The organism is Marivivens niveibacter, from assembly GCF_002150005.2.
Taxonomy (GTDB): domain Bacteria; phylum Pseudomonadota; class Alphaproteobacteria; order Rhodobacterales; family Rhodobacteraceae; genus Marivivens; species Marivivens niveibacter.
On the sequence record NZ_MSPP01000008.1, the window covers coordinates 23,128 to 48,513 of the forward strand.

24 protein-coding genes and 1 riboswitch are annotated in these 25,386 nt (G+C 55.7%); of the genes, 16 read left to right on the forward strand and 8 right to left on the reverse strand.

The features are described from left to right. The first annotated feature begins 1 nt into the window (after window position 1). From BVC71_RS14945 to BVC71_RS14960, 4 genes are read left to right on the forward strand one after another with little or no spacing between them, the layout of a single operon-like run. The gene (locus BVC71_RS14945) at window positions 2-2,380 is read left to right on the forward strand and encodes a glycoside hydrolase family 2 protein (protein WP_086452504.1); all 2,379 of its coding nucleotides are present in this window, start codon (window positions 2-4) and stop codon (window positions 2,378-2,380) included. Between the two features lie 10 nt (window positions 2,381-2,390). Beyond that, on the forward strand, window positions 2,391-3,134 hold the full coding sequence (locus tag BVC71_RS14950; protein WP_086452505.1) for a sugar phosphate isomerase/epimerase family protein: 744 nt from the start codon (window positions 2,391-2,393) through the stop codon (window positions 3,132-3,134). Between the two features lie 10 nt (window positions 3,135-3,144). Beyond that, complete coding sequence (locus BVC71_RS14955; protein WP_086452506.1) at window positions 3,145-4,275, forward strand: Gfo/Idh/MocA family protein; 1,131 nt, start codon at window positions 3,145-3,147, stop codon at window positions 4,273-4,275. Window positions 4,276-4,287: 12 nt separating this feature from the next. Next, a complete protein-coding gene (locus tag BVC71_RS14960) occupies window positions 4,288-6,735 on the forward strand; it encodes a beta-glucosidase (protein WP_086452507.1) in 2,448 nt (815 codons plus the stop codon). 66 nt (window positions 6,736-6,801) lie between these two features. On the opposite strand, the gene BVC71_RS14965 is transcribed toward BVC71_RS14960, so the two are convergent. From BVC71_RS14965 to BVC71_RS14980, 4 genes are read right to left on the reverse strand one after another with little or no spacing between them, the layout of a single operon-like run. Then, the gene (locus BVC71_RS14965; RefSeq protein ID WP_086452508.1) at window positions 6,802-7,593 is read right to left on the reverse strand and encodes a heme ABC transporter ATP-binding protein; all 792 of its coding nucleotides are present in this window, start codon (window positions 7,591-7,593) and stop codon (window positions 6,802-6,804) included. After that, complete coding sequence (locus BVC71_RS14970; protein ID WP_086452509.1) at window positions 7,594-8,670, reverse strand: FecCD family ABC transporter permease; 1,077 nt, start codon at window positions 8,668-8,670, stop codon at window positions 7,594-7,596. It lies immediately after the preceding gene. Window positions 8,671-8,672: 2 nt separating this feature from the next. Next, a complete protein-coding gene (locus tag BVC71_RS14975; protein ID WP_086452510.1) occupies window positions 8,673-9,512 on the reverse strand; it encodes a heme/hemin ABC transporter substrate-binding protein in 840 nt (279 codons plus the stop codon). After that, window positions 9,513-10,568, reverse strand: coding sequence for a hemin-degrading factor (locus BVC71_RS14980; protein ID WP_086452511.1), 1,056 nt, complete (start codon window positions 10,566-10,568; stop codon window positions 9,513-9,515). 239 nt (window positions 10,569-10,807) lie between these two features. Here BVC71_RS14980 and BVC71_RS14985 point away from each other — a divergent pair, with 239 nt between their 5' ends. The 12 genes from BVC71_RS14985 (at window position 10,808) to hemP (ending at window position 21,334) form a co-directional block, all read left to right on the forward strand. Then, window positions 10,808-11,254, forward strand: coding sequence for a hypothetical protein (locus BVC71_RS14985; RefSeq protein WP_133064557.1), 447 nt, complete (start codon window positions 10,808-10,810; stop codon window positions 11,252-11,254). Then, window positions 11,251-11,868, forward strand: coding sequence for a MotA/TolQ/ExbB proton channel family protein (locus tag BVC71_RS14990; protein WP_086452513.1), 618 nt, complete (start codon window positions 11,251-11,253; stop codon window positions 11,866-11,868). Before BVC71_RS14985 ends, BVC71_RS14990 begins: the two co-directional genes overlap by 4 nt. After that, window positions 11,858-12,241, forward strand: coding sequence for a biopolymer transporter ExbD (locus tag BVC71_RS14995; protein ID WP_240516883.1), 384 nt, complete (start codon window positions 11,858-11,860; stop codon window positions 12,239-12,241). The genes BVC71_RS14990 and BVC71_RS14995 overlap by 11 nt, the downstream gene beginning before the upstream one ends. Then, on the forward strand, window positions 12,241-12,633 hold the full coding sequence (locus tag BVC71_RS15000; RefSeq protein WP_086452515.1) for an ExbD/TolR family protein: 393 nt from the start codon (window positions 12,241-12,243) through the stop codon (window positions 12,631-12,633). The genes BVC71_RS14995 and BVC71_RS15000 overlap by 1 nt, the downstream gene beginning before the upstream one ends. Beyond that, window positions 12,630-13,403: an energy transducer TonB family protein gene (locus tag BVC71_RS15005; RefSeq protein WP_086452516.1), complete on the forward strand. Its 774-nt coding sequence runs from the start codon at window positions 12,630-12,632 to the stop codon at window positions 13,401-13,403. Before BVC71_RS15000 ends, BVC71_RS15005 begins: the two co-directional genes overlap by 4 nt. Before the next feature lie 253 nt (window positions 13,404-13,656). Beyond that, window positions 13,657-15,669, forward strand: a complete 2,013-nt coding sequence (locus tag BVC71_RS15010; RefSeq protein ID WP_086452517.1) for a TonB-dependent receptor domain-containing protein — start codon at window positions 13,657-13,659, stop codon at window positions 15,667-15,669. A 61-nt stretch (window positions 15,670-15,730) separates the two neighbouring features. Further along, window positions 15,731-16,042: a heme-degrading protein HmuQ gene (gene hmuQ, locus BVC71_RS15015; protein WP_086452518.1), complete on the forward strand. Its 312-nt coding sequence runs from the start codon at window positions 15,731-15,733 to the stop codon at window positions 16,040-16,042. 81 nt (window positions 16,043-16,123) lie between these two features. Beyond that, window positions 16,124-17,074: a sugar-binding transcriptional regulator gene (locus tag BVC71_RS15020; protein WP_086452519.1), complete on the forward strand. Its 951-nt coding sequence runs from the start codon at window positions 16,124-16,126 to the stop codon at window positions 17,072-17,074. Further along, window positions 17,064-18,026: a deoxyribose-phosphate aldolase gene (deoC, locus tag BVC71_RS15025; protein ID WP_086452520.1), complete on the forward strand. Its 963-nt coding sequence runs from the start codon at window positions 17,064-17,066 to the stop codon at window positions 18,024-18,026. The genes BVC71_RS15020 and deoC overlap by 11 nt, the downstream gene beginning before the upstream one ends. 11 nt (window positions 18,027-18,037) lie before the next feature. Next, window positions 18,038-20,395 (forward strand): aldehyde dehydrogenase family protein, encoded by a 2,358-nt coding sequence (locus BVC71_RS15030; protein WP_086452521.1) that lies wholly within the window; start codon window positions 18,038-18,040, stop codon window positions 20,393-20,395. Window positions 20,396-20,492: 97 nt separating this feature from the next. Beyond that, the gene (locus tag BVC71_RS15035; RefSeq protein WP_086452522.1) at window positions 20,493-20,999 is read left to right on the forward strand and encodes a PhnA domain-containing protein; all 507 of its coding nucleotides are present in this window, start codon (window positions 20,493-20,495) and stop codon (window positions 20,997-20,999) included. Between the two features lie 179 nt (window positions 21,000-21,178). After that, window positions 21,179-21,334, forward strand: coding sequence for a hemin uptake protein HemP (gene hemP / locus BVC71_RS15040; protein WP_086452523.1), 156 nt, complete (start codon window positions 21,179-21,181; stop codon window positions 21,332-21,334). Window positions 21,335-21,355: 21 nt separating this feature from the next. Here hemP and nrdF read toward each other — a convergent pair whose 3' ends face one another. From nrdF to nrdH, 4 genes are read right to left on the reverse strand one after another with little or no spacing between them, the layout of a single operon-like run. Further along, window positions 21,356-22,324 (reverse strand): class 1b ribonucleoside-diphosphate reductase subunit beta, encoded by a 969-nt coding sequence (nrdF, locus tag BVC71_RS15045; protein ID WP_086452524.1) that lies wholly within the window; start codon window positions 22,322-22,324, stop codon window positions 21,356-21,358. Window positions 22,325-22,331: 7 nt separating this feature from the next. Next, window positions 22,332-24,470 (reverse strand): class 1b ribonucleoside-diphosphate reductase subunit alpha, encoded by a 2,139-nt coding sequence (gene nrdE, locus BVC71_RS15050; RefSeq protein ID WP_086452525.1) that lies wholly within the window; start codon window positions 24,468-24,470, stop codon window positions 22,332-22,334. Next, on the reverse strand, window positions 24,452-24,868 hold the full coding sequence (gene nrdI, locus BVC71_RS15055) for a class Ib ribonucleoside-diphosphate reductase assembly flavoprotein NrdI (protein WP_086452526.1): 417 nt from the start codon (window positions 24,866-24,868) through the stop codon (window positions 24,452-24,454). The genes nrdE and nrdI overlap by 19 nt, the downstream gene beginning before the upstream one ends. A gap of 7 nt (window positions 24,869-24,875) precedes the next feature. Beyond that, window positions 24,876-25,097 (reverse strand): glutaredoxin-like protein NrdH, encoded by a 222-nt coding sequence (gene nrdH / locus BVC71_RS15060; RefSeq protein ID WP_086452527.1) that lies wholly within the window; start codon window positions 25,095-25,097, stop codon window positions 24,876-24,878. A gap of 97 nt (window positions 25,098-25,194) precedes the next feature. Further along, window positions 25,195-25,378: riboswitch (cobalamin riboswitch) on the reverse strand. Window positions 25,379-25,386 lie beyond the last annotated feature (8 nt).

Genomic DNA, 25,386 nt, shown 5'->3' on the forward strand with positions numbered 1-25,386 from the left:
AATGACGCCGAACCCCATTTCACTGACCCAAGAATGGCAGCTATCGGATGATAGCGGCAGCTATTCCTGTGCCTTTTCTGTGCCAGGGGATGGGGTTTCGGCGTTGTTCAACGCGGGTTTGATCAGCGATCCCTATTGGGGCCGCAACGAATACGACCTGCGTTGGATTTGCGAACGCGACTGGACAATCCGTCGTTCGTTCGTGGCGGACGGGGCGTTTGATCTGGTGCTGGACGGTGTTGATACTGTTGCGACCGTCACCCTGAATGGCGAGGTCGTAGCGGAATGCGACAACGCGTTTCGCCAGTATCGGTTGCCTGTGAATTGTGCGGGTGAAAACCAGATTGAAATTCGATTCCAATCGCCTGTCACCGCTGCTGCTGAACGTCAGTCAGAACAGCCATTTTATATCCCATATCACGAACCCAACTGCCCGATCCCGAATGGGAATATGCTGCGCAAGGTGCAATGTGATTTCGGTTGGGATTGGAACATAGCATTGGCGCCTGTCGGGATCACGGGCGATATTCGGTTAGAGACTGCGCAGGCACCTCGGATCGACAATGTCATGGTCTGGCAGGATCATTCCGCCGATCGGGTAGGCGTCACCATTCAGGCAAACGGATGGAATTTAACGGATAAAGTTACGGTTTCCCTGTGTGGGCAGACCGTTACGTGCGACTGTGTCGACGGTAGCATTCGGGTGAAATTCGATATTCAGAACCCCGTTCTATGGTGGCCCAACGGGCATGGCGATCAGGCACTGCACGATCTGACCCTGACCAGCGGCGATGCGCGCGTGACCCGCCGCATTGGCCTGCGCCAGATCGAATTTGTGACCGACCCTGACGCGGATGGCGCTACCTTTAAATTTCGCGTCAATGGTCGCGATATTTTTGCCAAAGGCGCGAATTGGATTCCAGCGGACGCTTTGGCGGGGCGCATTACAGATAGCGCGACCCACAACCTGCTGAAATCAGCAAAAGACGCTCATATGAACATGATCCGCGTCTGGGGTGGCGGCAGGTATGAGGCTGACAGCTTCTATGATTCCTGTGACGCGCTGGGCCTGTTGGTCTGGCAGGATTTCATGTTCGCCTGCCATCTGTACCCATCAACCGACACGTTCTTAGACAATATCACGCATGAGGTACGCGAAAACGTAAATCGCCTACAGCATCACGCATGTCTGGCGCTGTGGTGCGGCGATAATGAACTGGTCGGGGCGCTCGAATGGTTCGAAGAAAGCCGTTCTAACCGCGATCGTTACCTTGTGAATTACGACCGCATGAACCGCGCGATCGAAGTTGCGTTGAAAGTCACCGACCCAGCGGCCAATTGGTGGCCATCATCGCCTTCGCTGGGGCAATTGGATTTTGGGGACGCATGGCATCGGTCGGGGTCTGGCGATATGCATTTCTGGTCGGTCTGGCACGAAGGCCGCGATTTCAACCATTACCGCGATGTACGCCCGCGGTTTTGTTCGGAATTCGGGTTCCAAAGCTATCCGTCGATGGACGTGATCGAAACATTCACCGCGCCGCAGGATCGAAACATCGCCTCCCCTGTGTTTGAAAGCCACCAGAAAAATGCAGGCGGGAATGCGCGGATCGCCGAAACGATGTTCCGCTATTTCCGCTGGCCTGAACGATTCGAAGATTTCGTATGGCTTAGCCAAATTCAACAAGGACTGGCGATCAAAACAGCTGTGACCCAGTGGCGCGGCCTGTCGCCCTATTGCATGGGTACGTTGATCTGGCAGCTGAATGATACGTGGCCCGTGTGTTCGTGGTCGTCGCTGGATTATGGCGGCGGGTGGAAAATGCTGCACTACATGGCGCAGGAATTTTATGCGCCGATCACCGTGGTGACCGAACCGGTTGGAGACGAATTGGTGTTTCGTGCGGTTAATGATACCGGCGCAGCGCGTGTGATTTCGGTCAGTATAATGTCTTGTACGCTGAGCGGTCAGCGCCGCCCCATTGCCGATGCGCAGGTCACCGCAACCAATGGCGCAGTTGAGGCGATCCGCGTCGCGCGCGCGGCCATCGCTGACGACGAAATCCTATACATCGAATGGGCCGACGACACCGGTGCGTCTGGCACCGATCATTTCGCGCCGAACCCGTATAAAACCTATGACCTGCCCAATCCCGAACTAACCATGACGCAGGATGGGCATTCGGTCACAGTGTCCTCTGCGGCGCTTGCTCTTTTCGTGACGGTTCAGGCTGACGTGCCGGGCCGTTTTATCCGAAATGCCGTCACGGTGCTGCCAGATGCGCCCGTGCGGTTCGACTTTATCCCAAACGATCCGGCGGCAACGCCCACGTTCCGCGTCCGCGATCTGTACAGCGCAACTATGGCACCCCGCCAATAAGGAAAATGTAATGACCCAATTGTCTTATCAGCTGTTTTCATCTCGTAACTATGACTTTGCCGACACGATTGCGATGCTGGCCGGTGTTGGTTTCAAAAACGTCGAAGGTTTCGGTGCGCAATACGAAGATACCGCAGCGACCAAAGCGCTGTTGGATCAGCATGGCATGTCGATGCCGTCGGGCCATTTCGCAATCGAGTTGGTTGAACAAACCCCTGAAAAAGCGATCGAAATCGCCAAGGCGCTGGGCATTCAGAACGTCATCGTGCCGTGGATCGCGCCCGAGGATCGCCCAACGGACACCGCAGGCTGGACCGCATTTGCGGATCGCCTAGCTGCAGCTGCGAAACCGATTGTCGCAGCGGGGCTGACCTTTGGTTACCACAACCACGATTTCGAATTTGTCCGCACGCCCGAAGGCGACATTCCGATGGACCTGATCTATGCGGCCTCCAGCGATATTCACATTGAACTGGATCTGGCGTGGGTGCATGTCGCGGGGCTGAACCCTGTTGATTACATCAATGCCTATGGCGACCGCATGATCGCCGCCCACATCAAAGACCGCGCACCAGCAGGCGAATGCGCAGACGAAGACGGTTGGGCCGACCTAGGCCACGGCGAAATCGACTATGGCCCGATCGTCGATGCCCTACGCGCCAACAACGTCGGCATCTGGGTCTGCGAACACGATAACCCAAACGATCACTCACGCTTTGCGACCCGTTCGCATGCGACTGCTATCTCTTTCTAAGGACAACACCATGACTAAAATGGGCGTAGGTATCATTGGCTGCGGTAACATCTCGACCGCGTATCTAGAGCTGGCCCCTCTGTTCAAATCGTTAGAAGTCCGCGCCGTCGCCGACATTAACGAGGCAGCCGCACAGGCGCAGGCCGATAAATTCGGCGTCCGCGCACACACGGTCGAAGGTCTGTTGGCATCGGACGACATCGACATGGTCGTGAACCTGACCATTCCCGCCGCGCATTACGACATTACCCGTCAAATCCTAGAGGCTGGCAAACACGCCTATTCGGAAAAACCATTGGTCCTAACGCTAGAGGAAGGCACCGCTCTGCGCGATCTGGCAGCGGAAAAGGGTCTGCGAATTGGATCCGCGCCCGACACGTTCTTTGGCGGGGCGCATCAGCAGGCGCGCGCGGCCATCGACGAAGGCAAAATTGGCCGTGTCATTGGCGGCACTTGTCACGTCATGTCCCATGGGATGGAAGACTGGCACCCGAACCCCGATTTCTTTTTCCAGCCGGGCGCGGGGCCTGTTCTGGATCTGGGGCCGTATTACATCACCAACCTTGTTCAACTGCTGGGACCAGTCAAAGCCGTAACCGCAATGACCGCTGCCAGTTTCCCGACCCGCACAATTGGAAATGGCCCACGTAACGGGGAAACGGTCCCGGTGGATACGCCCACAAATATCCACGCCGTGATGGAATTTGCGAACGGCGCGTTGGTGACGCTGGGCGCCAGCTGGGATGTCTGGGCGCACCGCCACAAAGAGATGGAGCTATATGGCGAAGACGGATCGCTATACCTGCCTGATCCGAATTTCTTTGGCGGCGATGTAGAATTGGCGACCAAAGACGGCGCAAACGCGCTGGGCGATTGGGGCCATCCGTTCGGCAAAAATAATATTGAGGACGGTCAGGGCACCCCTCGCGCCAATTACCGTTGCGCAGGTCTGGCCGATATGGCCGATGCCATCGCAACTGGTCGTGAACACCGTTGCAATATCGACCTTGCGGTCCATGTCATCGATGTAATGACAGCGATTTTGGCTTCGGGCGAAAAACGCGAATGGATCGAAATGACAACGACTTGTGACCGGCCCGAGGCGCTATCGCCCGCACAAGCCGCTGAACTGCTGGCCTAAGGAAAGACGACTATGACCAAACCTACAATCGACGAACTTGTGGACCTGATGACGCTAGAGGAACAGGTGTCTATCCTGGCTGGCGAAGATTTCTGGTCGACCCCTGCGGTCCCGCGTCTGGGCATCCAGAAAATGTATGTGACGGATGGCCCGAATGGCGCGCGTGGGGGTGGTTCGTTGATTGGCGGGGTCTCGGCTGCGGCGTTCCCCGTGGGGATCGCGCTGGGCGCAACATGGGATGTCGAACTGGCCCAAGACATCGGTCACGCAATCGCGGACGAGGTGAAATCCAAATCCGCCCATGTGTCGCTGGCTCCAACCGTGAACATTCACCGCAGCGTCACCAACGGCCGTAATTTCGAATGCTATTCCGAAGACCCCGAATTGGCCGCAGGTATTGCCGTCGGTTACATCAAAGGCCTGCAAGGTAACGGCGTGTCGGCCACGATCAAACACTACGCGGGCAACGAATCCGAAATTGAACGCACCACGATTAATTCGGAAATCAGCGAACGCGCCCTGCGCGAAGTGTATCTACGCCCGTTCGAGGATGCGGTGAAAAAGGCTGGTACTTGGGGCATCATGTCGTCCTATAACAAGGTGAATGGGACCTATGCCGCTGAAAATACGTTCCTTTTGACCAAGGTTCTACGCGAAGATTGGAAATACGACGGCATCGTTATGTCCGATTGGTTCGGGTCGCGGTCGACTGAACCGACCGTGAATGCAGGTCTAGATCTGGAAATGCCTGGCCCAACCCGCGATCGCGGCGAAAAGCTGGTCAAAGCGGTCGAAGAAGGCCGCGTGAGCCGCGACACAATCCGCACCCGCGCCTTGAACATGCTACGTCTGATGGAACGCTGCGGTTCGCTGTGGGACGACAAAGAATTTAACGAAATCGCCGACAACCGCCCCGAACACCGTGCCCTGATCCGCAAGGCGGGCGCGGCTGGCACCGTTATGTTGAAAAACGAAGGCACGCTGCCTTTGTCGAAATCGGCGAAGGTCGCCTTGATCGGCCCGAATGCTAAAGACGCCAAAATCATGGGCGGCGGATCGGCGCAGTTGAACCCGCACTACGTCGTGTCGCCGTTTGATGCGTTTGCGGATGTACTAGGCGCGGACAATGTCACCTTTGCCCAAGGCTGCACAAACCACCGTTGGGAACCTGTGCTAAACGGTGATTTCACAGTCGAATTCTATGACAACGTCACGCTGGACGGATCGCCCGTTCACACAGACAAAATGGACGCCATCAACGCATTTTGGATCCCACCATTGGGCGGCGGTAAAGTCGATCCAGCGGCGTTTTCCGCCCGGATCAGCGGCACCTACACCCCGTCTGAAACCGCAGCATTCAACATTGGTGCACATGCGGCGGGCTATTTCCGCATCTGGGTCGACGGCGAATTGGTGATCGACGCGTGGGGTGATAAATGGATCAAAGGGCGCACTTTCTTTGAAGAAGGCAACGACGAGGTCGTCGCATCGGTCGATCTGACCGAAGGGAAAGCCCATGATATCGTTGTCGAATTCGGGTCGAAAAAGGCGGACAACCTGAACTTTGGCGCGCTGCGCGTCGGTATTTCGCGCCCATTGGGGGATGCGGAAATCGCGCAGGCCGCAGAAACCGCAGCGGCGGCAGACGTGGCTGTGGTGTTCGTGGGCCGGTCTGGCGAATGGGATACCGAAGGGTCCGATCTGGAAAACATCGCGCTGCCGGGCCGTCAGGACGAACTTGTTGCCGCCGTGCTACAGGCGAACCCAAACACGGTCGTGGTTCTGCAAACGGGTGGTCCGATTGAACTGCCGTGGATGAACGACGCGCCCGCGATCCTGCAATCGTGGTACCCGGGTCAGGAATGCGGCAATGCGATTGCGGACGTTGTGTTCGGCGATGTCGACCCATCGGGCCGTTTGCCGCAAACGTTCCCGCAACACTGGAATGACAACCCGACATGGAGCCAAGACCCTGAAATCTACCCCGGTCTAGACGGTAAAGTTCGCTACGAAGAAGGCGTGATGATCGGATATCGTCACTACATCAAAACGGGCATTAAACCGATGTTCCCGTTCGGATTTGGCCTGTCTTACACAATGTTTGATCTATCGGATTTGTCCGCAGAGCCGACCGAGTTGGGGGCGACGGCCAAAGTCACCGTAACAAACACAGGTGACCGTCCTGGAACAACGGTTGTTCAGCTCTATGTTGGCGACATCGAGGCATCAGTCGAACGTCCTGAGCGCGAGTTGAAAGCCTATAAAAAGGTCACGCTAGCCGCAGGCGAAAGTCAAGAGGTTATGTTCGATCTTGATCAGCGTTCGTTTGCTTATTTTGATGAAAGCGTCAAAAAATGGCGAATTGAGAGTGGTAAATTTGCGATATGCGCAGGTTTTAATGCCGAAGAAATCGATCACACTGTTGAAATCGAAAAACAGGATGACCTGCTGGACCTGTGATCTTTTGAAACGCAAACCATTGCGGACGGCTTTGCGTCGTCCGCAATTTCATTGGGCCAAAGATGACTATCGCGGCTGATGGATTTGTGCGGCTTGTGGCAGAATATAGGGGATATTCCCGTCTGCTGGCGGTGTGCTGATCTGCAAAGGACAGCCGTAGGCCTCTGACAGATAAGCGTTTGTTAGAACCTTTTGCGGTGTGTCCTGTCGCAAAATTTCACCACCCCGCATGAGAGCGACGCTGTCGGCAAACATCGCAGTCAGATTTAGATCGTGCATGACTGCAATCACGCCGCCTCCATTATCGGCATAGTCACGGGCGATGCGCATCACCTCTAACTGATGACCGATATCCAGCGCTGAAACCGGTTCGTCTAATAACAACCAGTTGGGGTGGTCATCCCTTGTCGGTTCCCAGACCTGACATAACACGCGGGCCAATTGGCACCGTTGCTGCTCGCCCCCCGACAGTTCGTTATAGGTACGTCCTTCGTATCCAGCTAGACCGACCCGAGACAGCGCACGAAGAGCAAGAGATGGACTTGCGCTGCCGCCTGCTTCGACGCCGATGCGGACGATTTCCATCACAGTAAAGGGAAATGCGATCGTGGTTGATTGGGGCAGAACTGCGCGTCGTGTGGCCAACTCTGATGGCGATGCGCTGCGAATATTCGCACCATCTAGCGAAATATCGCCTGAACTGGCAATCTCGCCCGTGATGGCCTTTAACAGCGTGCTTTTGCCGGAACCGTTTGGGCCGACGATGGCGGTCAATTCACCAGCCTTTGCCGAAAAGGATAAATCGTGAATGATCGCTCGTTGCCCGTAACGGACGTTCAGGTGTGATGCGTTGAACATTTATGCCTCCAGCATGCCGCGGTTGCGCAACAGGATGTATAGGAAAAACGGACCGCCCAAGATTGCAGTGATAATGCCGATCGGCAGGTCAGAAGGCGCGACCGCAACCCGCGCAACCATATCTGCGATTAGCAAAATAATAGCGCCGAGCAAGGCCGATGCAGGCAAAAGGTAACGATGGTCTGGCCCAATACTAATCCGCAAAAGATGCGGCACCACGATGCCGACAAAGCCGATGCCGCCCGAAATGGCGACTGCTGCGCCGGTTGCGCCAGCCACTGCCAAAATGGCGAAACGTTTCATCCTTTGCACATTGATCCCCATATGCATCGCGCTGGTTTCGCCCAAAGCCATGGCGTTCAATGCTCGTGCCAAGGCAGGAGCGCTGAGTAGCGCAATGAGGATCATCGGGGCGGCGACCCAAACTTTGGTCCATGTCGCCCCAGCCAATGACCCCATGCCCCAAAATGTCAGGTCGCGCAGTTCTGAATCGTCCGCGATGTAGATTAATATGCCCGATACAGCGCCGCTAAGCGCACCAACGGCAATACCAGCCAATAGCATTACCGCCACCGACGTCCTGCCGCCCCGTGTGGATACGCGGTACAACAATAGCGTCGTCGCCCACGCGCCAACAAAGGCAGCAAAGGGCACTAGCGATGGCCCGAAGGTGGCGGCGAGCTGCGCCGGCAAATAAGACCCCAGTACAATCGCAATGATTGCCCCCAACGCAGCGCCAGAGCCGACCCCAATTAGGCCAGGGTCAGCCAATGGGTTGCGAAACAACCCTTGCATGATTGTACCTGATACCGACAGCGCTGACCCTACCAGCACTCCCATCACCATACGGGGCATGCGTATGTCGAATAAAACAATGCTTTCGGTATGTGTCAGGCCGATACCGTTAAGAAACCGCGCCAGAATTTCCCAAATCGGTAACCCTGTTGCGCCGACGCCCAGACTGTTGATCGCTGTAAATACCAGCGCGATCGACAACGCGATTGTGACATACCGCCCGCGCTGTTGCCGATCACCTGCAAAATGCGCCTTTGGGATGTTTTGGGAAATTTCGGCCATGATTACTCTGCGTATAGTGCGGTATTTACGGATTGGATGGCGTCACCGGTGCGCGGGCCAAAGCCCAGAAGCAAAAGGCCATCAATGCGTGCGATATTTCCATCGCGTGCAGCAGGCGTTGTGCCCAGTCCGGGATGAGCAATGATTTGTTCATCGGTGATGGGGTGGCCGCCGCCCGATTGCATCATCAGGATCAGGTCGGGGGCAGCTTCGATGATGGCTTCGTTCGAAACGGGTTTGTATCCATAAAAGGCACCCATCGCATTCTGGCCACCAGCCAGCGAAATAATCGCGTCAGCGGACGTCTGTTGCCCTGCTGCCATGACGCGGTCACCTTGGACTGACAGTACGAACAGGACCGATTTGGGGTCCGCATGCGCTGCGGTTTGTGCCGCCGCTTGCATATCATCTGTAACTTGCGCTGCCAGTGTTGCGGCGGCCTCGCTTTCGTCCAGTGCCTCGCCGATGATCATGATTTTTTCGGCGACCGCGTCTGCGGTGTAGCCAGTTGGCACTGTAACGTATTCAATAGACGCCTCTTTTAGGACGTCTATTGTTTCAATCGGGCCGCTACCCTCCTCGGCAATGATTAGCGTTGGATCGACCGACAGGACGCCTTCGGGGGAAAGAGCGCGCATATAGCCGACATCAGGCAATTGGCTTGCTTCAGCTGGGTAGGTCGATGTGGTGTCGCGCGCAACGATCAGGTCAGATTTGCCCAACGCGTAAATAATTTCCGTCACGGTTCCGCCAATGGACACGATCCGCTGCTCTGCCTCTTGGGCGATCGCTGTCGATCCGATGGCTGCCGCTGCGACAATGCTGAAAATTCGGGTAAACATTTATACGGCCTCTTTTTCTAAGGTCGGAAGGGCAGCGCAAAGAGCTGCGAATTTTTCTGTGAAATCACCGGCATCGCTGCGCATTCCGAAAATTTGCAGAATGATCGCACCGTCTTTGTCGAACGCTTCGATAGAGTGCGCCATGCCGCGCCGAGTGGGTTTGTGAACGGCGTAAACTTCGGCAATGTGATCTAGCCGCAGGTGCAAGTTGAATTCTGGATCCATCACATTCTGCCAAGGTCCCATTTTGCGCAGATTGTGGATCGGACCGCTGTGGATTTGGATGCAACCGCGGTTTCCAACGAAAATCATGCTGGGCAATTCGGTCGCGACTAGCTGTTCCAGCGCCGTGTTTACAGCGTCAGGGTGCAATCGTTGCACGTAGGGATCGCCCACAATGCGATAAGCCCCCAGCCGGTTCATGCCCAGTTTCGAAGTTAGACGCAGGAACTGATGCGTATCGGTCATTCGGTCCCATTCGCTGCGCAGGATATCCAGTTTCGCAGTGTTGGATTTGGGCGCCTCTGCCGGTTGCCGCGTGGCCAGCGTTAGAGTGTCCGGCTGATCGTCGGTTGCAAGGTCTACAGTCAGTTTTTCGAGCGCTGCAATGTCGGTGCCTTGACGCGCATGGATTTTGTGAACGGCATCGCCTGCGGCGTCAAAGATTTGGATCGAATGGCGCACGGATTCGTCACCTTCTACCCGAACGGCAAACGCGTGGACCCAGTGGGACGGGAACATGCGCAAATCAATTGCGCCATTCAGAACCATCGATGCGTGATCGCCCGCATGATAATTGTCGTAAATCCCGTCCTTTTCATGAACAACCGATGCAGTGCGCGTTAGGGCCATCACTGGCCCCAGTTCTTTCAGGCGCGGAATCAGAGCATTTGGGTCCGCCGTAATCTTTGTCGCCCCACCAACGGTGACTTGCGCAGCAACCAGCGCCGCCTCGCCGATGTTCAAAGAATCGGCCAAATCGCGTGCGCGTTTTTTGGGGTTGTCCAGAATGGCCTGCCGAATTTGCGCGGCGGTCAATGTATTTGAATTGCCCATAGCGGCTCCTTTGGGATCGAGACCTCGCTATGCGGAAATTGCAGTTGCTGGGGGTTGTTGAATTTTCTTGACTAAAATAATCGGAATTAGTAGGAGCGCAAGAATATTGTTGCACGACGTGCAATATTTGCCAGCGACCCGCGAGCTACAGTTCGAAAACACTCTAGACGCGGGGCGTGTATCCAATGGAAAACAAAATATTTTTTCAATGCGGTTGGGTGGGCGCGCAGCCAAATTTCATGACCAAATCATTTCGCGCTTTTGTAAAGGCCGCAGTGGTCGCGTTCGCTGCGAGTTCTGCAAATGCGCAAAATGTCCCGGCAGGTTCGTCAGAATCTGCCGGGGTTTTAATCGAATTAAATGGCGCGGCAGAGGTCGAAGGTGCCTGCCGTATCTCATTGATGGCAACCAACAACAGCACAGCCGATATCAACGCTCTTACGTTGGAAACCGTGTTGTTTCGCCAATCCGGAGAGGTCGATCGCCTGACGTTGTTCAATCTGGAAACGCTGCCTATGGGACGTCCGCGGGTCCGGCAGTTTGATATCGCTGGCGTCGCCTGCACCGATCTGTCGCAAATCTTGATCAATGGGGTGGCCACTTGCGAAGGCGACGGTCTGTCGCCTGCCATTTGTGGGGATTCACTTTCCTTAACTTCGCGTATTGATCTGGGGTTGATCGGATGATTCAGGCGGTTTGGGCAGGCGTCGTCGCAGTCTATGAATTGGGCGGTCCCGTTATTGCGATATTGCTGGGCCTGTCGGTGGTGTCGACTGCAACAATCCTATGGAAGCTGTGGCAGTTTTTGTATTTGGGCGTAGGGCGACATAGCGCCATTCGCGCAGGATTGCGGATGTGTGACGCAGGCGACTTTCACAATGCTGCGTCAGATTTTGATAAATGCACCAATCGGTTGGGGCGTGTTTTCGCAAACAGTGTGGGTCAGTCTCAATCCCGAACCGAAGCAGAAGCTGACGTTGTCATCACGCGTTTGGAAACGGGTTTCAAATTGATGGACAGTATTGCGCAAGTGTCACCTTTGTTGGGTTTGTTTGGCACGGTTTTGGGCATGATTGATGCCTTTCAAGCGATGCAACAAGCAGGCGCAAACGTCGATCCTTCGCTGTTGGCTGGCGGCATTTGGGTCGCGCTGATGACGACGGCGGCGGGCCTTGCTGTGGCAATTCCAACAACGCTAGTTCTGACCTTTTTCGAAACACGCGTCGCCAAAGAACGCGCCATCGCAATATTGGGGATCGAAACGATATATTCGCCAAAGGGTGAACGGGATGCCGCTTAGGTCAGCTGCGGTTGGGCGTCGGCGCGCGCTGTCTATGACATCGCTGATTGATGTCATTTTCCTGCTACTGTTGTTTTTTATGCTGAGTTCGACCTTTACCCGATTTTCCGAAATTCCGCTGACAGCGGCGTCAGCTGGCACAGGTGCGGCAACGGCGCCGCCCCTTTTTTTGCAATTGGGGTCTGATGATCTACGCCTGAATGGCGCGCGGATCGAATTGTCGAATTTAATTCAACAGGCCGATCAGTTTTTGAAACAAGGCGACCGTCAGGTGCTGGTCGCGCTGGGCAATAATGTATCATCCCAACGGTTGGTTGATCTGATGGTGCAGCTGGCATCGCGCCCAGAATTATCGGTTACGGTGCTTCAATAATGGCATTGCGTCAGCCCATATCGCGTCAAAGGCAAGAGCCGACCATCGCCCTGATCAACATCGTGTTTTTGATGCTTGTCTTCTTTTTGGTTGCGGGGACGATAACGGCCAATCAGGCGGGTGATGTGAATTTAGTGACGGTTGCGGATTTGGCAGGTCAACAACCCGCCGACGCAGTGGTGATTTATGCCGATGGTTCGATTTACCTACGCGGTGAGCCCGTCGATGTGCAGTCTGCGGTTTTGGCAATGTCATCTGACACAAGCGATGTCGTGCGGTTGATGCCGGACCGAGATCTGCCAGCGCAGGAGTTGGTGCGCATTGCCGGTGAATTCGCGAATTCGGGCGCAAAGAACATTGTGGTCGTGACAGAGCGAGGGACGTCGCAATGAAAAATGTCATAGCCGCAGTTTGCGCTGCAACAATTTCTGTTGTGGCGCATGGCGTCGGCCTGATGCGGGATCAGGTCGACGCCGTTGATATACCAGCGGCTGCGCCGCCTCGGCAGGTGCAATTGGGCAACCATTTTGAAAGTCATACGATGGGGGCTATTTCATCGGTTGAACCGGTTGCTGCGGCACCTGCGCCAGCCAGCAGCCTTGCCGCGACTTCGGCCCCCACGATAACGCCCACATATGCCGCCCAAATGGCGGCACCACCTACGACGCCAGAGCCGATTGAGCCCGTTCGTGAGCAGACCGCCTTAACAGCGGTCGAAACGGGCCCACGTCCAATTGTGCGGCCAGAAAATTTGCGTCCACCGCAGCAACGCGCGTCCCAAGGGGCTGCGCAACAAAACACAGTTGCAGGTGCACAAAGGGCGACGGCACCCGTTCAAACCCCTGCGGCCGCACCGTCGGGCCAAGGGGTGGAAGAAACAGCAGTTGTTACGACCAACAGTCGCGCGGCCAGGAACTATGGCAACGTTGTAATGCGCAAAATCAGTCGCACGCGGCGCGTTTCAACAGGCATCCGCGGGCGGACGTTGGTGGCGTTTGCAATTGGAGGAACGGGCGCTTTGGATAGTGTTTCCGTGGCCAATTCGTCTGGAAATGCCGAACTGGACACTCTGGCCGTTGATCATATTCGGCGCGCCGCGCCTTTCGATCCGCCACCCGAAGGTGCGCAACGGCGGTTTTCTGTTGTGATCGAAGGCAGATAATCGGCCTCACGTACCACTCTGGATATAAAGTAAACAAAATTCTAATTTGTTGCTACGTCAATAGTTGACTCTTTTAGTCAATTAGTCCAATTCGCCCGTATCCGCCAGCCACAGGCCGCGCCAACGCATTCCCGAGCGCGCCGTGCAAGCAATCTTGGAATTCACAGCTGTTATCAGGCCGCCCCTTTCGGGATCGGTCGGAGTTTTGCAGCACTTCTAATCCGGTGATGGGGCCGGAGGGTTGGGATATACAATGCACATTCGCAATAAACTGGTCAGCACGACCGCTATGGGACTGGGGCTGGCGTTGATGGCGATGCCGATGAACGCGCAGACCGTCGAAGACACAACGCTGCTGGGCCGCGTTATTCTGGGCTACGCTGATGATGGCACGCCAATTACCGCCGGTGAAAATTCGACCGGTCTAGATTCCGAAGATCTGGCAGCACAAGGCGGCGGCTCTTCAGTTGATACGATTTTGCGTCAGCAAACATCGGTCTACACGCAACTTGATCCGTCGAACCCAGGTGTCGCCGTCAACATCCGCGGTTTCGAAGGTTCTGGCCGTGTCGCAATGTCGGTCGATGGTGTGCCTCAGAACTACCGTTTCACGGGTCACGCTGGCATGGGCTTTTCCTATTTCGATGAAAACCTGTTAGCGGGTGTCGAAATCAGCCGTGGCGCACAAACGACGGCAGGCGGCACAGGCATCGCGGGTTCTGTAGATTTCCGCACCTTGTCCGCGACTGATGTGGTCGACGGTACGGGATTTGGTGGCGTCAGTCGTTTTAGTTATGGTGAAAACGGTGAAAACTTTAGCCGCATGGTCGGTGTTGGTTATGTCGACGACACATTCGAAGCCTTGGCCGCTTTTAGTTTGAACAACGAAGAAAACTACACCGACGGTTCGGGCGAAGAGGTCGCAAACACGTGGGAAGATACTGAATCCGGCCTGTTAAAATTCGCCTATCATCTGGATGGTGCGCAATCGCTGTCTTTCTCGGCAATGCGCTATCAATCGACGTTCGCCGCAAACAGCTATGAACAAGATCTGACCAACGATATTTATACATTGGGCTACGATCTGGATACGGCTGACGGGATTTGGGATCTGGACGTCAACGCCTATGTCGGCACCACAGCGACTGAATACACATCCTACGCAGGAACATCCGCATGGGGCGGGTCGTATGTGGGTCGCCAAATGGAAACCAACACGGTCGGTTTCGATGTAACCAACATCAACGAAGCGACCTTGGGCAACTGGGATCTGGTTTCGATCAACGGACTAGAATTTTCGCGCGATGAACTGAACGGTGCTTCCTCTGGTGTGAACCCGAACCAAGGTACGGCAACGCGCGCCGCAATCTTTAGCGAAAATATCCTGACCCAAGGCGATTGGGAGGTCACCGCAGGTCTGCGTGCGCTGCAATACGGCCAAGAGGGGACCACCGACAGCGGCGACATCGATATTGATTTCAGCGGTGTCGATCCAAAACTGACCATCGCCTATCAAGTCAACGATTGGTTCCAACCTTACGCGACCGCGTCGCGGGCAACACGTATGCCGACGGCACAAGAAACCATGCTGGGCGGCAATGCGCATGGTAGCATGGCCTTTATCGGCAACCCTGAATTGGAACCCGAGGTATCGACCGGTTACGAGATTGGTTTCAATGTCGAACGTTTTGGTCTGTTCACGGACGAGGATCAGCTGTCTGGCCGCGTGAATTACTACAACATGGATGTCGAAAACTACATTCTGGCCAGCTATCCGTCCACATTCACCAACAGCTTTGGTGAAACGGGTTATGCATTCGTCAACGTCGACGGTACTTCGCAAACCAGCGGTCTAGAGGTCGAGCTTAACTACATGGTCGGTGCGTTCGATTTTGGTCTGTCCTACACCAAAAATGATTCCGATATGCCGACACAGGTTTCAGGTTTGGGATCGGTACAGTTCCTGCCTGAACAAACCGCTAGCCTACGTGTGGCAGCGCATTTGATGGACGACGCCCTGACCGTTGGGGGGCAGTACCACTATGTGTCAGGCGGCAAATATGCGTCGACCTATTCGACCACAGTTTCAGAAACGAACGAAGGCTATGAATTGGTCGATCTGTTCGCTGAATATCAGGTCAGCGATGCGTTTTCGGTCAACACCAAAGTGACGAATGTTTTCGACACGACCTATGTGCCTTGGCTGTCCAGCGGCGCGTCTGGCGAAGGTCGCAACGTCTATCTGGGCGGTGAAATCAAATTCTAACTTTCAGGGCGCGGCCATTTTGGTCGCGCCTTTTAGCAACGTGAACGAAGGAGCAAACATTATGTATCTCGCTATGAATCGGTTCCAGGTCCCCGTCGAAAATGCCGATGATTTTGAACAGGTTTGGCTAAACCGCGACAGCCAACTAAAAGAGCTAGACGGCTTTGTTGAATTCCACATGCTCAAAGGTGCCGAGGTGGATGGTACGCGCCTGTACGCGTCGCACACCGTTTGGGAAACCGAAGAACATTTCATTGCATGGACCCGTAGCGAACAGTTCCGAGAGGCTCACAGACGTGCGCCGGATGCCAAAAAGCTGCACAGCGGTCATCCGAAATTCGAAGGTTTCGCCGCGATCCAACATATCGCGTGACGTAAAACGGTTCTGCTGTTGACAGATGTGGTCTGTTTGCACAATTGTGTCGGATGTTCACAATTGTGATTGGATCAAACGATGGCAGAGCCGGATCGTGCCGGCAGCAGGCTCCCGATTGAGGATGCTGCCCGCGAACAATTGATGGTGCGTATCGCGCGGATGGCGTTTCTAGAGGATGCCACTCAAACCGAAATTGCGCGTGCCACGGGCCTGAATCGATGGCAGGTCAGCCGCCTTTTGGCCGAGGCGCGTGAAACAGGGATCGTGCAAATCCGCATCGTTCCGAAAAGCGGTCGACATCCCGATCTAGAATATCAGCTAAAGCAAGCATTTGGTCTGACCGATGTTGTGATCGTCTCCGAAGGTGTCCCAGATGCGGCGGGGCGATACTTGGCAACGCTCAATCCCAAAACTCTTGGCGTGTCTTGGGGGCGCACAATGTCGGCGGTTGCTGATGCCCTGCCAAATGATTGGGCTGACGGTGTTGAGGTGGTCCAGATTAACGGGACCGTTCCACCAATTCCGCAAGAAAAACATCACAACGACGTAGCGGCCAGTTTCGCGGTCAAAGGCGCTGGGCATTTTGTGCCTTTGCCTGTTCCGGCCATAGTTGGCGCCTCCGAAACCCGACGTGTCTTGGAATCGGACCGTATCGTCAGCCGCGTTATCGATCAGGCGCGACAGGCACAATATTTGGTGTTTTCCTTGGGCGCGGCCGTTGGGTCGGCCCTTCTCAAATCGGGCAATATTGAAACGACTGAATATGACGCGTTGATCGCGTCTGGTGCGGTAGGCGACGTTTTGGGTCGGTTTGTTGATCGCGATGGCGCGATTGTGGACCCCGAATTGGATTTGCGCACCATTGGATTAGAATTCGACGATTTGCGCCAGTCGCAGACCGTCGCCATTGCCCATGGTGAGGGCAAGAAAAACATCGTTTTAGCGGCGTTACGTGCAGGCGTGATCAAAACTTTGATCACGGATGCGGATACCGCGGCTTTTGTGTTGGAGCATAAAGATGACAACTAATGGATTTCCCCGAAACGCAGGGTGCCCACTGGACCCAAGCATGTTCGAAGGTCACGCGGTCAATCTGTCCGCCGCCGAACGTCGCGCGGCGACCATGGGCACGCGCCGTTCGGTGAAAAAGGCGCATCAGGCGGCGTGGCTGGTTAACGCGATCAAAATGATCGACCTGACGACGCTGGCGGGCGACGATACCAAAGAACGGGTGCAGCGTTTGTGCGCCAAAGCGGCCCAGCCTCTGGCACCCCATTTGAAATCCGCGCTGGGGTTGGACGACGTGCGCCTGACCACAGGCGCGGTCTGCGTTTATCCCACGATGGTCGGCCACGCCGTACAGGCGTTGGAAGGCACCGATATCCCCGTTGCATCGGTTGCGACGGGTTTTCCTGCGGGCCTAACCCCGCTGCCCTTGCGGATCGAGGAGATCAAATACGCCGTCGCCGAAGGCGCCCATGAAATCGACATCGTCATCACCCGCGAACACGTTCTGAAAGAAAACTGGTCGGCCCTATACGATGAAATCGCGATGATGCGCGAAGCCTGCGGTGGCGCGCACCTAAAGGCGATCCTTGCCACGGGCGAACTACGCACGCTGCGCAATGTCTATGCCGCATCGATGGTCGCTATGCAGGCGGGCGCGGATTTCATCAAAACCTCAACGGGCAAAGAGGGCGTGAACGCGACCCTGCCTGTGTCGCTGACAATGGTGCGCGCGCTGCGCGATTACGGCGCGGAGACGGGTTTCAAGATCGGTTTCAAACCCGCTGGCGGCATCAAATCCGCGAAAGAGGCGATCGCCTGGCAAATCCTGATGAAAGAGGAAATGGGCCGCGATTGGCTGAACCCTGATCTGTTCCGTTTCGGAGCCTCGTCCATGCTGGGCGATATCGAACGCCAGATCGAACACTATGTAACGGGCCGCTATTCGGCCGCCAACCGCCACGCAATCGCGTAAGGGGCAGGGCTATGACGGATATTATTTCACTAATGGATGCAATGGATTACGGCGTGGCACCAGAGGATACAAAGATCGTTGATCAATGGCTGGCGGATCATCAGGACGGTTTCGGCCATTTCATCGACGGTGCGTTTACTGCGGTGGGCCAAACGTTCGACGTGTCGAACCCAGCAACAGGCGCGAAAATCGCGCGCGTGACCCAAGGGACGGATGCGGACGTTGATGCCGCCGTTGCAGCCGCCCGCAAGGCACAGCCGAAATGGGCGAAACTGTCGGGGCATGAGCGGGCGAAATACCTATACGCGATGGCCCGCCATGTGCAGCAACACGCGCGGTTCTTGGCCGTGCTGGAAACCATCGACAACGGCAAACCGATCCGCGAAACCCGTGACATTGATATCCCTCTGGTCGCGCGGCATTTCTATCACCACGCGGGATGGGCAGAAATTCTGGCCGATGAATTTCCGAATGCAGAACCCGTGGGCGTGTGCGGTCAGGTCATCCCATGGAATTTCCCGCTGCTGATGCTGGCTTGGAAAATCGCGCCTGCATTGGCAGCGGGCAACACTGTCGTTCTGAAACCTGCGGAATATACGCCGCTGACCGCGCTGGCATTCGCGCAAATCGCGGCAGAGTGCGGTTTGCCCAAGGGCGTGTTGAACATCGTTACGGGCGACGGCGCAACGGGCGCGGCGATTGCGGGGCATGATGGCGTTGACAAGGTCGCCTTTACCGGATCGACCGAGGTGGGCCGCATCATCCGTGAACAAACAGCAGGATCGGGCAAAGGCCTGACGCTGGAATTGGGCGGGAAATCCCCGTTCATTGTATTCGCTGATGCCGATCTGGATGCCGCCGTCGAAGGCGTGGTTGATGCGATCTGGTTCAATCAGGGCCAAGTTTGCTGCGCGGGTTCGCGGATTTTGGTCGCGGAATCCGTAGCGCCTAAATTTGAATCCCTTTTGAAAACGCGCATGGCGAAACTGCGGGTCGGTGATCCGTTGGATAAAAACACAGACATGGGTGCCATCGTGGACCCTGTTCAGCGTGCCCGGATTGCGGAGTTGGTCGAACAGGGCCGCGCGACAGGCGTCGACGTGCATCAGGCGACCGCGCCAGACGGGTGTTTCTACGCCCCAACCCTGATCACGGGCGTCGATCCCGCCTCCCCATTGTGGAGCGAGGAAATCTTTGGTCCCGTTGTGACCATGACCACATTCCGTACGGTCGATGACGCTTTGGCGCTGGCGAATAACTCACGCTACGGGCTTGCGGCCTCGGTCTGGTCGGAAAACATCAACCTGTGTCTGGACACAGCGGCCAAGGTCAAAGCGGGCGTTGTTTGGATCAATGCGACGAACCTGTTTGATGCCGCCGCAGGCTTTGGCGGATATCGCGAAAGCGGTTATGGCCGCGAAGGTGGCCGCGAAGGCATGTTGGCTTACCTGAAAACGCCATTGGCAAAACAGGGTAAGGCAGAGCCGACCCCCGCCGCGCCTCACGCCGCTGTCGGGCTGGGTGTCAGCGATGACATCGACCGAACAGCGAAACTGTATGTCGGCGGCAAACAGGCGCGCCCTGACAGCGGGTATTCCTATGCGGTGAACGGGCCGAAAGGGCCCGTTGGTCTGGCGCCATTGGGCAGCCGCAAGGATATCCGCAACGCCGTTGAGGCCGCGACCAAAGCCAGCGGTTGGGGCAAAGCCACAGGCCATAACCGTGCGCAGGTTCTGTATTACATCGGTGAAAACCTATCCGCCCGCGCGGCCGAATTCGAAGCTCGCCTGATCGTCCTAGGCCAATCCAAAACCGCTGCAAAGGCAGAGGTGGAAACCACCATCCGCCGGTGTTTCTGGTACGCAGCACAGGCCGACAAATTCGACGGTCAGGTACATTCGACCACGGGCCGCATGGTGACGATCGCGATGAACGAACCCTTGGGCGTTGTTGGGGCGGTTGCGCCTGATGCTGCGCCGCTGCTGGGGCTGATGTCGTTGATTTTGCCTGCGATTGCACTGGGCAACGCTGTGGTTGCTGTGGCGTCGCAATCGCATCCTTTGGCCGCGACGGATTTGTATCAGGTGCTGGAAACATCGGACGTGCCAGCGGGTGTCGTAAACATTATTACGGGGCCGCGCGACGATCTGGCGAAAACGCTGGCGCAGCACGATAACGTCGATGCCATCTGGTATTTCGGCAGCACCGAAGGCTGCGCAATGGTCGAGGCCGCAAGCACCGGAAACCTGAAACAAACCTGGACCGAAATTGCGGGGCTGCGCGATTTCACAGGGCAAGACGGGCAGGGGAAACAGTTCCTGTCGCGGGCATCTCAGGTCAAAAATATCTGGGTGCCCTACGGCGAATAAACGATCAGGGGCCAGCTGTCGCAGCTGGCCCTTTTCTCTCGCAATCTGGGGGACATGGGCGTAAGGCACGAGCAATCAATTGATAGGAATGTGCCTTATGACTTGCGCTTTGTGCTCTGCCGATGCCCCCCTGAACGAATTTCCTGTATCGGGCGGCCCGTCGGGCGCTGCGATCCAGATTTGCGATACCTGTGCGGATCAAATCAACGGAACGCCGGATGCAAACCATTGGCGCTGCCTTGCGTCAGCTATGTGGAGCGAAGAACCCGCCGTTCAGGTGGTTGCCGCACGCATGTTGGACAAACTGGGTGACGAGCCGTGGGCGCGTGATCTGACCGATCAATTGTATCTAGATGACGAAACCCGCGCGTGGGCAGACAACGTCGAAAAACAGATCCATTTCGATTCCAACGGTGCGCCACTATCGTCGGGGGATACCGTCGTTCTGATCAAAGACCTGCCCGTCAAAGGTGGCGGCTTCACTGCAAAGCGCGGCACGGCTGTGCACCGCATCAGCGTTGTGCCTGATGTTCCTACCCAGATCGAAGGCCGCGTCGAAGGCCAGCGTATCGTGATTCTGACCGAGTTCGTCAAAAAACGATAAACGATTGTTTAATATCCCGATAAAAACGATCAACAACCCGTTGAAATCTTTGATTTCAGCGGGTTGTGCCGTTTTGGGGTGATCAATTTGGCTTGTAGCAGCTACGAAAAAGTGTATCCTACAAAAATAGTCAACAATTGGCGGGCTGCAATTCCGCCTCAACCTGAAAAGCCGCGAACATGGACATGTCCAACCACGATCAATTGACCGTACAAATCCCGTGTCACGACGCCCAGACCCTGACAAAGGGTGGGCAGACAGCAAATATTGTTCTGAATGGGCAGGTTTATACGCTGCGCATCACGCGCGCGGGAAAGCTGATCCTGACCAAATAATCAGGATCAGCGCGGGGATTTTTAGAAATCCCAATCTTCGTCTTCGGTCGCAACCGCTTTGCCGATGACATAGGACGAACCCGACCCCGAAAAGAAGTCATGGTTTTCGCTGTCGGTCGACAATGCCGCCAGAATTGCGGGGTTTACCTCGCAGGCGGCGGGTGGGAACAGCGCTTCGAACCCTAGGTTTTGCAGGGCTTTGTTCGCGTTATAATGCAGGAACGCTTTGACGTCCTCGGTCAGGCCGATATCGTCATAGAGTTCCTCTGCATATTTCGATTCAATCTCATACAGATCAAACATCAGCGCAAAGGCGAAGTCTTTTAGCTCTTGGCGGCGTTCTTCGGTCGCGGTTTCCAGCGCGCGCTGGAATTTGTAACCGATGTAATAGCCGTGCACGGCTTCGTCGCGGATGATCAGACGGATCAGGTCTGCGGTGTTGGTCAGCTTTGCGCGGCTGGACCAGTACATTGGCAGATAGAACCCAGAATAGAACAGGAAACTTTCCAGAAAAACGCTGGCGATCTTGCGTTTCAGCGGGTCGGCGTCCGTGTTGTATTCCTGCAGAATCAAACGCGCCTTGGCCTGAAGGTGCGGGTTTTCTTCGGACCAGCGGAATGCCTCGTCGACCTCCTTGGTGGAACAAAGAGTCGAAAAGATCGACGAATAGGACCGCGCGTGGACGGCCTCCATGAAGGCGATGTTGGTCAGAACCGCCTCTTCGTGCGGGGTCTGGGCATCGGGCAACATGGCAGGCGCGCCAACGGCGTTCTGGATGGTGTCCAGCAGCGTCAGACCAGTGAACACGCGGATCGTCAGTTCTCGTTCCTCCGGGCGTAATGTGCCCCAGCTGGGAATGTCGTTCGACAGAGGCACCTTTTCAGGCAGCCAGAAATTGACGGTCAGGCGGTTCCATACCTCTAGGTCTTTTTCGTCCTGTAGGCGGTTCCAGTTGATGGCGCGGGGGATGGATGTGGTCAGGTCTTTCATGTCATCCTCACAAAGTACAAGAAACGCAGCCTTGAACCTCGGTCCCTTCTAGGGACGACTGGCGCAGGCGCACGTAGTAGATGGTTTTGATGCCTTTTTTCCACGCGTAGATTTGCGCGCGGTTGATGTCGCGGGTCGTTGCCTCGGCCGGGAAAAACAGCGTCAGCGACAGGCCCTGATCCACGTGTTCGGTGGCGGCGGCATAGGTGTCGATCAACGCCTCTGGGCCGATTTCATAGGCATCGCGATAGTATTCCAGATTGTCGTTCGACATGAACGCGGCTGGATAATAAACGCGGCCGATTTTGCCCTCTTTGCGGATTTCGACCTTGGACACGATCGGGTGGATCGAAGAGGTCGAGTTGTTGATGTAGCTGATCGAACCCGTTGGCGGAACGGCCTGAAGGTTACGGTTATACAGCCCGTGTTCCATCACCGATTTTTTCAGCGCAGCCCAATCATCGCGGGTCGGCAGAGTGACGTTCATACGGTCGAACAGCGCCTGAATTTCTTCGGTTTCTGGTAGCCAATCGCGGTCGGTGTATTTGTCGAAAAATTCACCGGTTGCGTATGTTGATTTGTCAAAGCCGACGAATGTTTCGCCTTTTTCGATGGATATTTGATTGGATGCGCGGATCGCATGATAGGTGATCGCTGCAAAATAGACGCTGGTGAAATCCACACCTTCGGCGCTGCCGTAATGAACGCGTTCGCGGGCAAGGAAGCCGTGCAGGTTCATCTGGCCTAGGCCGATTGCGTGGGCTTCGTCATTGCCGCGGCGGATGGATGGCACGCTGTCGATCGCGGACATTTCCGATACGGCGGTCAGCGCACGTACGGCGGTTTCGACGGTCGCGCCGAAATCTGGGCTGTCCATGGTTTTCGCGATGTTCAGCGACCCAAGGTTACAGGAAATGTCGGTGCCTAGGTGATCATAGGACAGGTCGTCGTTGAATTTCGACGCCTCGTTCACTTGCAGGATTTCCGAACACAGGTTGGACATGGTGATGCGACCGTCGATCGGGTTCGCTTTGTTCACCGTGTCTTCGAACATGATGTAGGGGTAGCCGGACTCGAACTGAATTTCCGCCAGCGTCTGGAAGAATTCGCGCGCGTTGATCTTTTTCTTGCGGATGCGTTTGTCGTCGACCATCTCGTCGTATTTTTCAGTGACCGAGATTTCCGAGAATGGAACGCCGTAGACCTTTTCGATGTCATGCGGCGAAAACAGGTACATGTCTTCGTTCTTTTTCGCCAATTCGAACGTGATGTCAGGGATCACAACGCCCAGCGACAAGGTTTTGATGCGGATTTTTTCATCCGCGTTTTCGCGTTTGGTATCCAGGAACCGCAGGATATCAGGGTGGTGCGCGTTCAGGTATACAGCTCCCGCGCCCTGACGTGCGCCCAGCTGGTTCGCATAAGAGAATGAATCCTCTAGCAATTTCATCACAGGGATCACGCCAGAGGATTGGTTTTCGATGCCTTTGATCGGCGCGCCGTGTTCACGGATGTTGGTCAGCATCAAAGCCACGCCGCCGCCGCGTTTGGACAGCTGCAGGGCCGAATTGATACCGCGACCGATGGATTCCATGTTGTCTTCTAGACGTAGCAGGAAACAGGAAATCAGCTCGCCGCGGCTTTTCTTGCCTGCGTTCAGGAATGTTGGCGTCGCAGGCTGGAAACGACCGGCGATGATTTCGCGCATGAATGCCATCGCGTGTTCCTGATTGCCGCGCGCCAGAGCCAGCGAAACCATGACAACGCGGTCTTCGAACCGTTCCAGATACCGCTGACCGTCACGGGTTTTCAGCGTGTAGGACGTGTAATATTTGAATGCGCCTAAAAAGGTTGGGAAACGGAATTTCGCGGCATAGGCGGCATCCCAGATCTGGGTCAGGAATTCGCGGGGGTACTGGGACAGAACTTCGGCCTCATAGTAGCCTTCTTCGACCAGATAACGCAGTTTTTCGTCCAGCGAATGAAAGAACACGGTGTTCTGGTTCACGTGCTGCAGGAAATACTGACGGGCGGCCATGCGGTCTGCTTCGAAACGGATGTGGCCGTTTTCGTCGTACAGGTTCAGCATCGCATTCAGCGCGTGGTAGTCCAGTGTTTCGCCGTCTTTCATGCCGTGATCGAGCATGTCATCCCCTCAAACTTTTCCAGTCCCGCGCGGACGCGGTTGATGTCTGTTTCGGTGCCCGCCAGTTCGAATTTGTACAGCAGCGGCACGTTGCATTTTTTCGCGATAACATCGCTGGCCATCCCATAGGTCGGGCCGAAATTCCGGTTTCCTGTGCCGATCACACCGCGAATAAAACTGCGGCGGGCAGGATCGTTCAGGAAATGGATAACTTGTTTGGGAACCGCGCCGTTGCCGTTTCCGTCCGCATATGTGGGACAAATCAGAACATAGGGCGCGGCAATCTTTGGTTGATCCGCATTCGCAACAATTGGAATACGCTGGGCTGGCAGACCCAAGGCATCGATAAACCTTTGTGTGTTCCCAGAACGGGATGAAAAGTAGACGATGCCGATCATGGTGTGATTAGGCCAGACGGCCAATCAGGTCTGGGCGGAAACCGGACCAGTGATCTTCGCCGGCGACAACAACAGGCACCTGACGGTAGCCCATTTCGGTCACGCGCGAATGCGCAGCGTCGTCTTCGGTCAGGTCGATGACTTGGTAATCCAGGCCTTTGGCTGCCAAAGCACGAGTCGTCGCAGTGCACTGAACGCAGGCTGGTTTGGAATATACGGTAATGGTCATTGCTCGGTTCCCCAGTTGGTTTTTTAAAGCGGCACAAGGGACGTGGAGCAGGCGGGAATATTCCACCTAAATGCGCTCCCAGACCCTCCGCCTGTGGTCGTACTATGGTGCCTCGGCAGGTCTCCTGACTTGCGGCTTTGACGCTTGGCTGGCCTTCCCGGGGTGACCCAGTGGCGATTCAGCTATGCTTGCCGCTAACAGTTGCGGGGGCAGTGCCAGATTTACACTGGCTTCCCTCTTAGCCCGTGTGAATCACGGGAACCTTAGCAACATCATCTAGATATTTTTG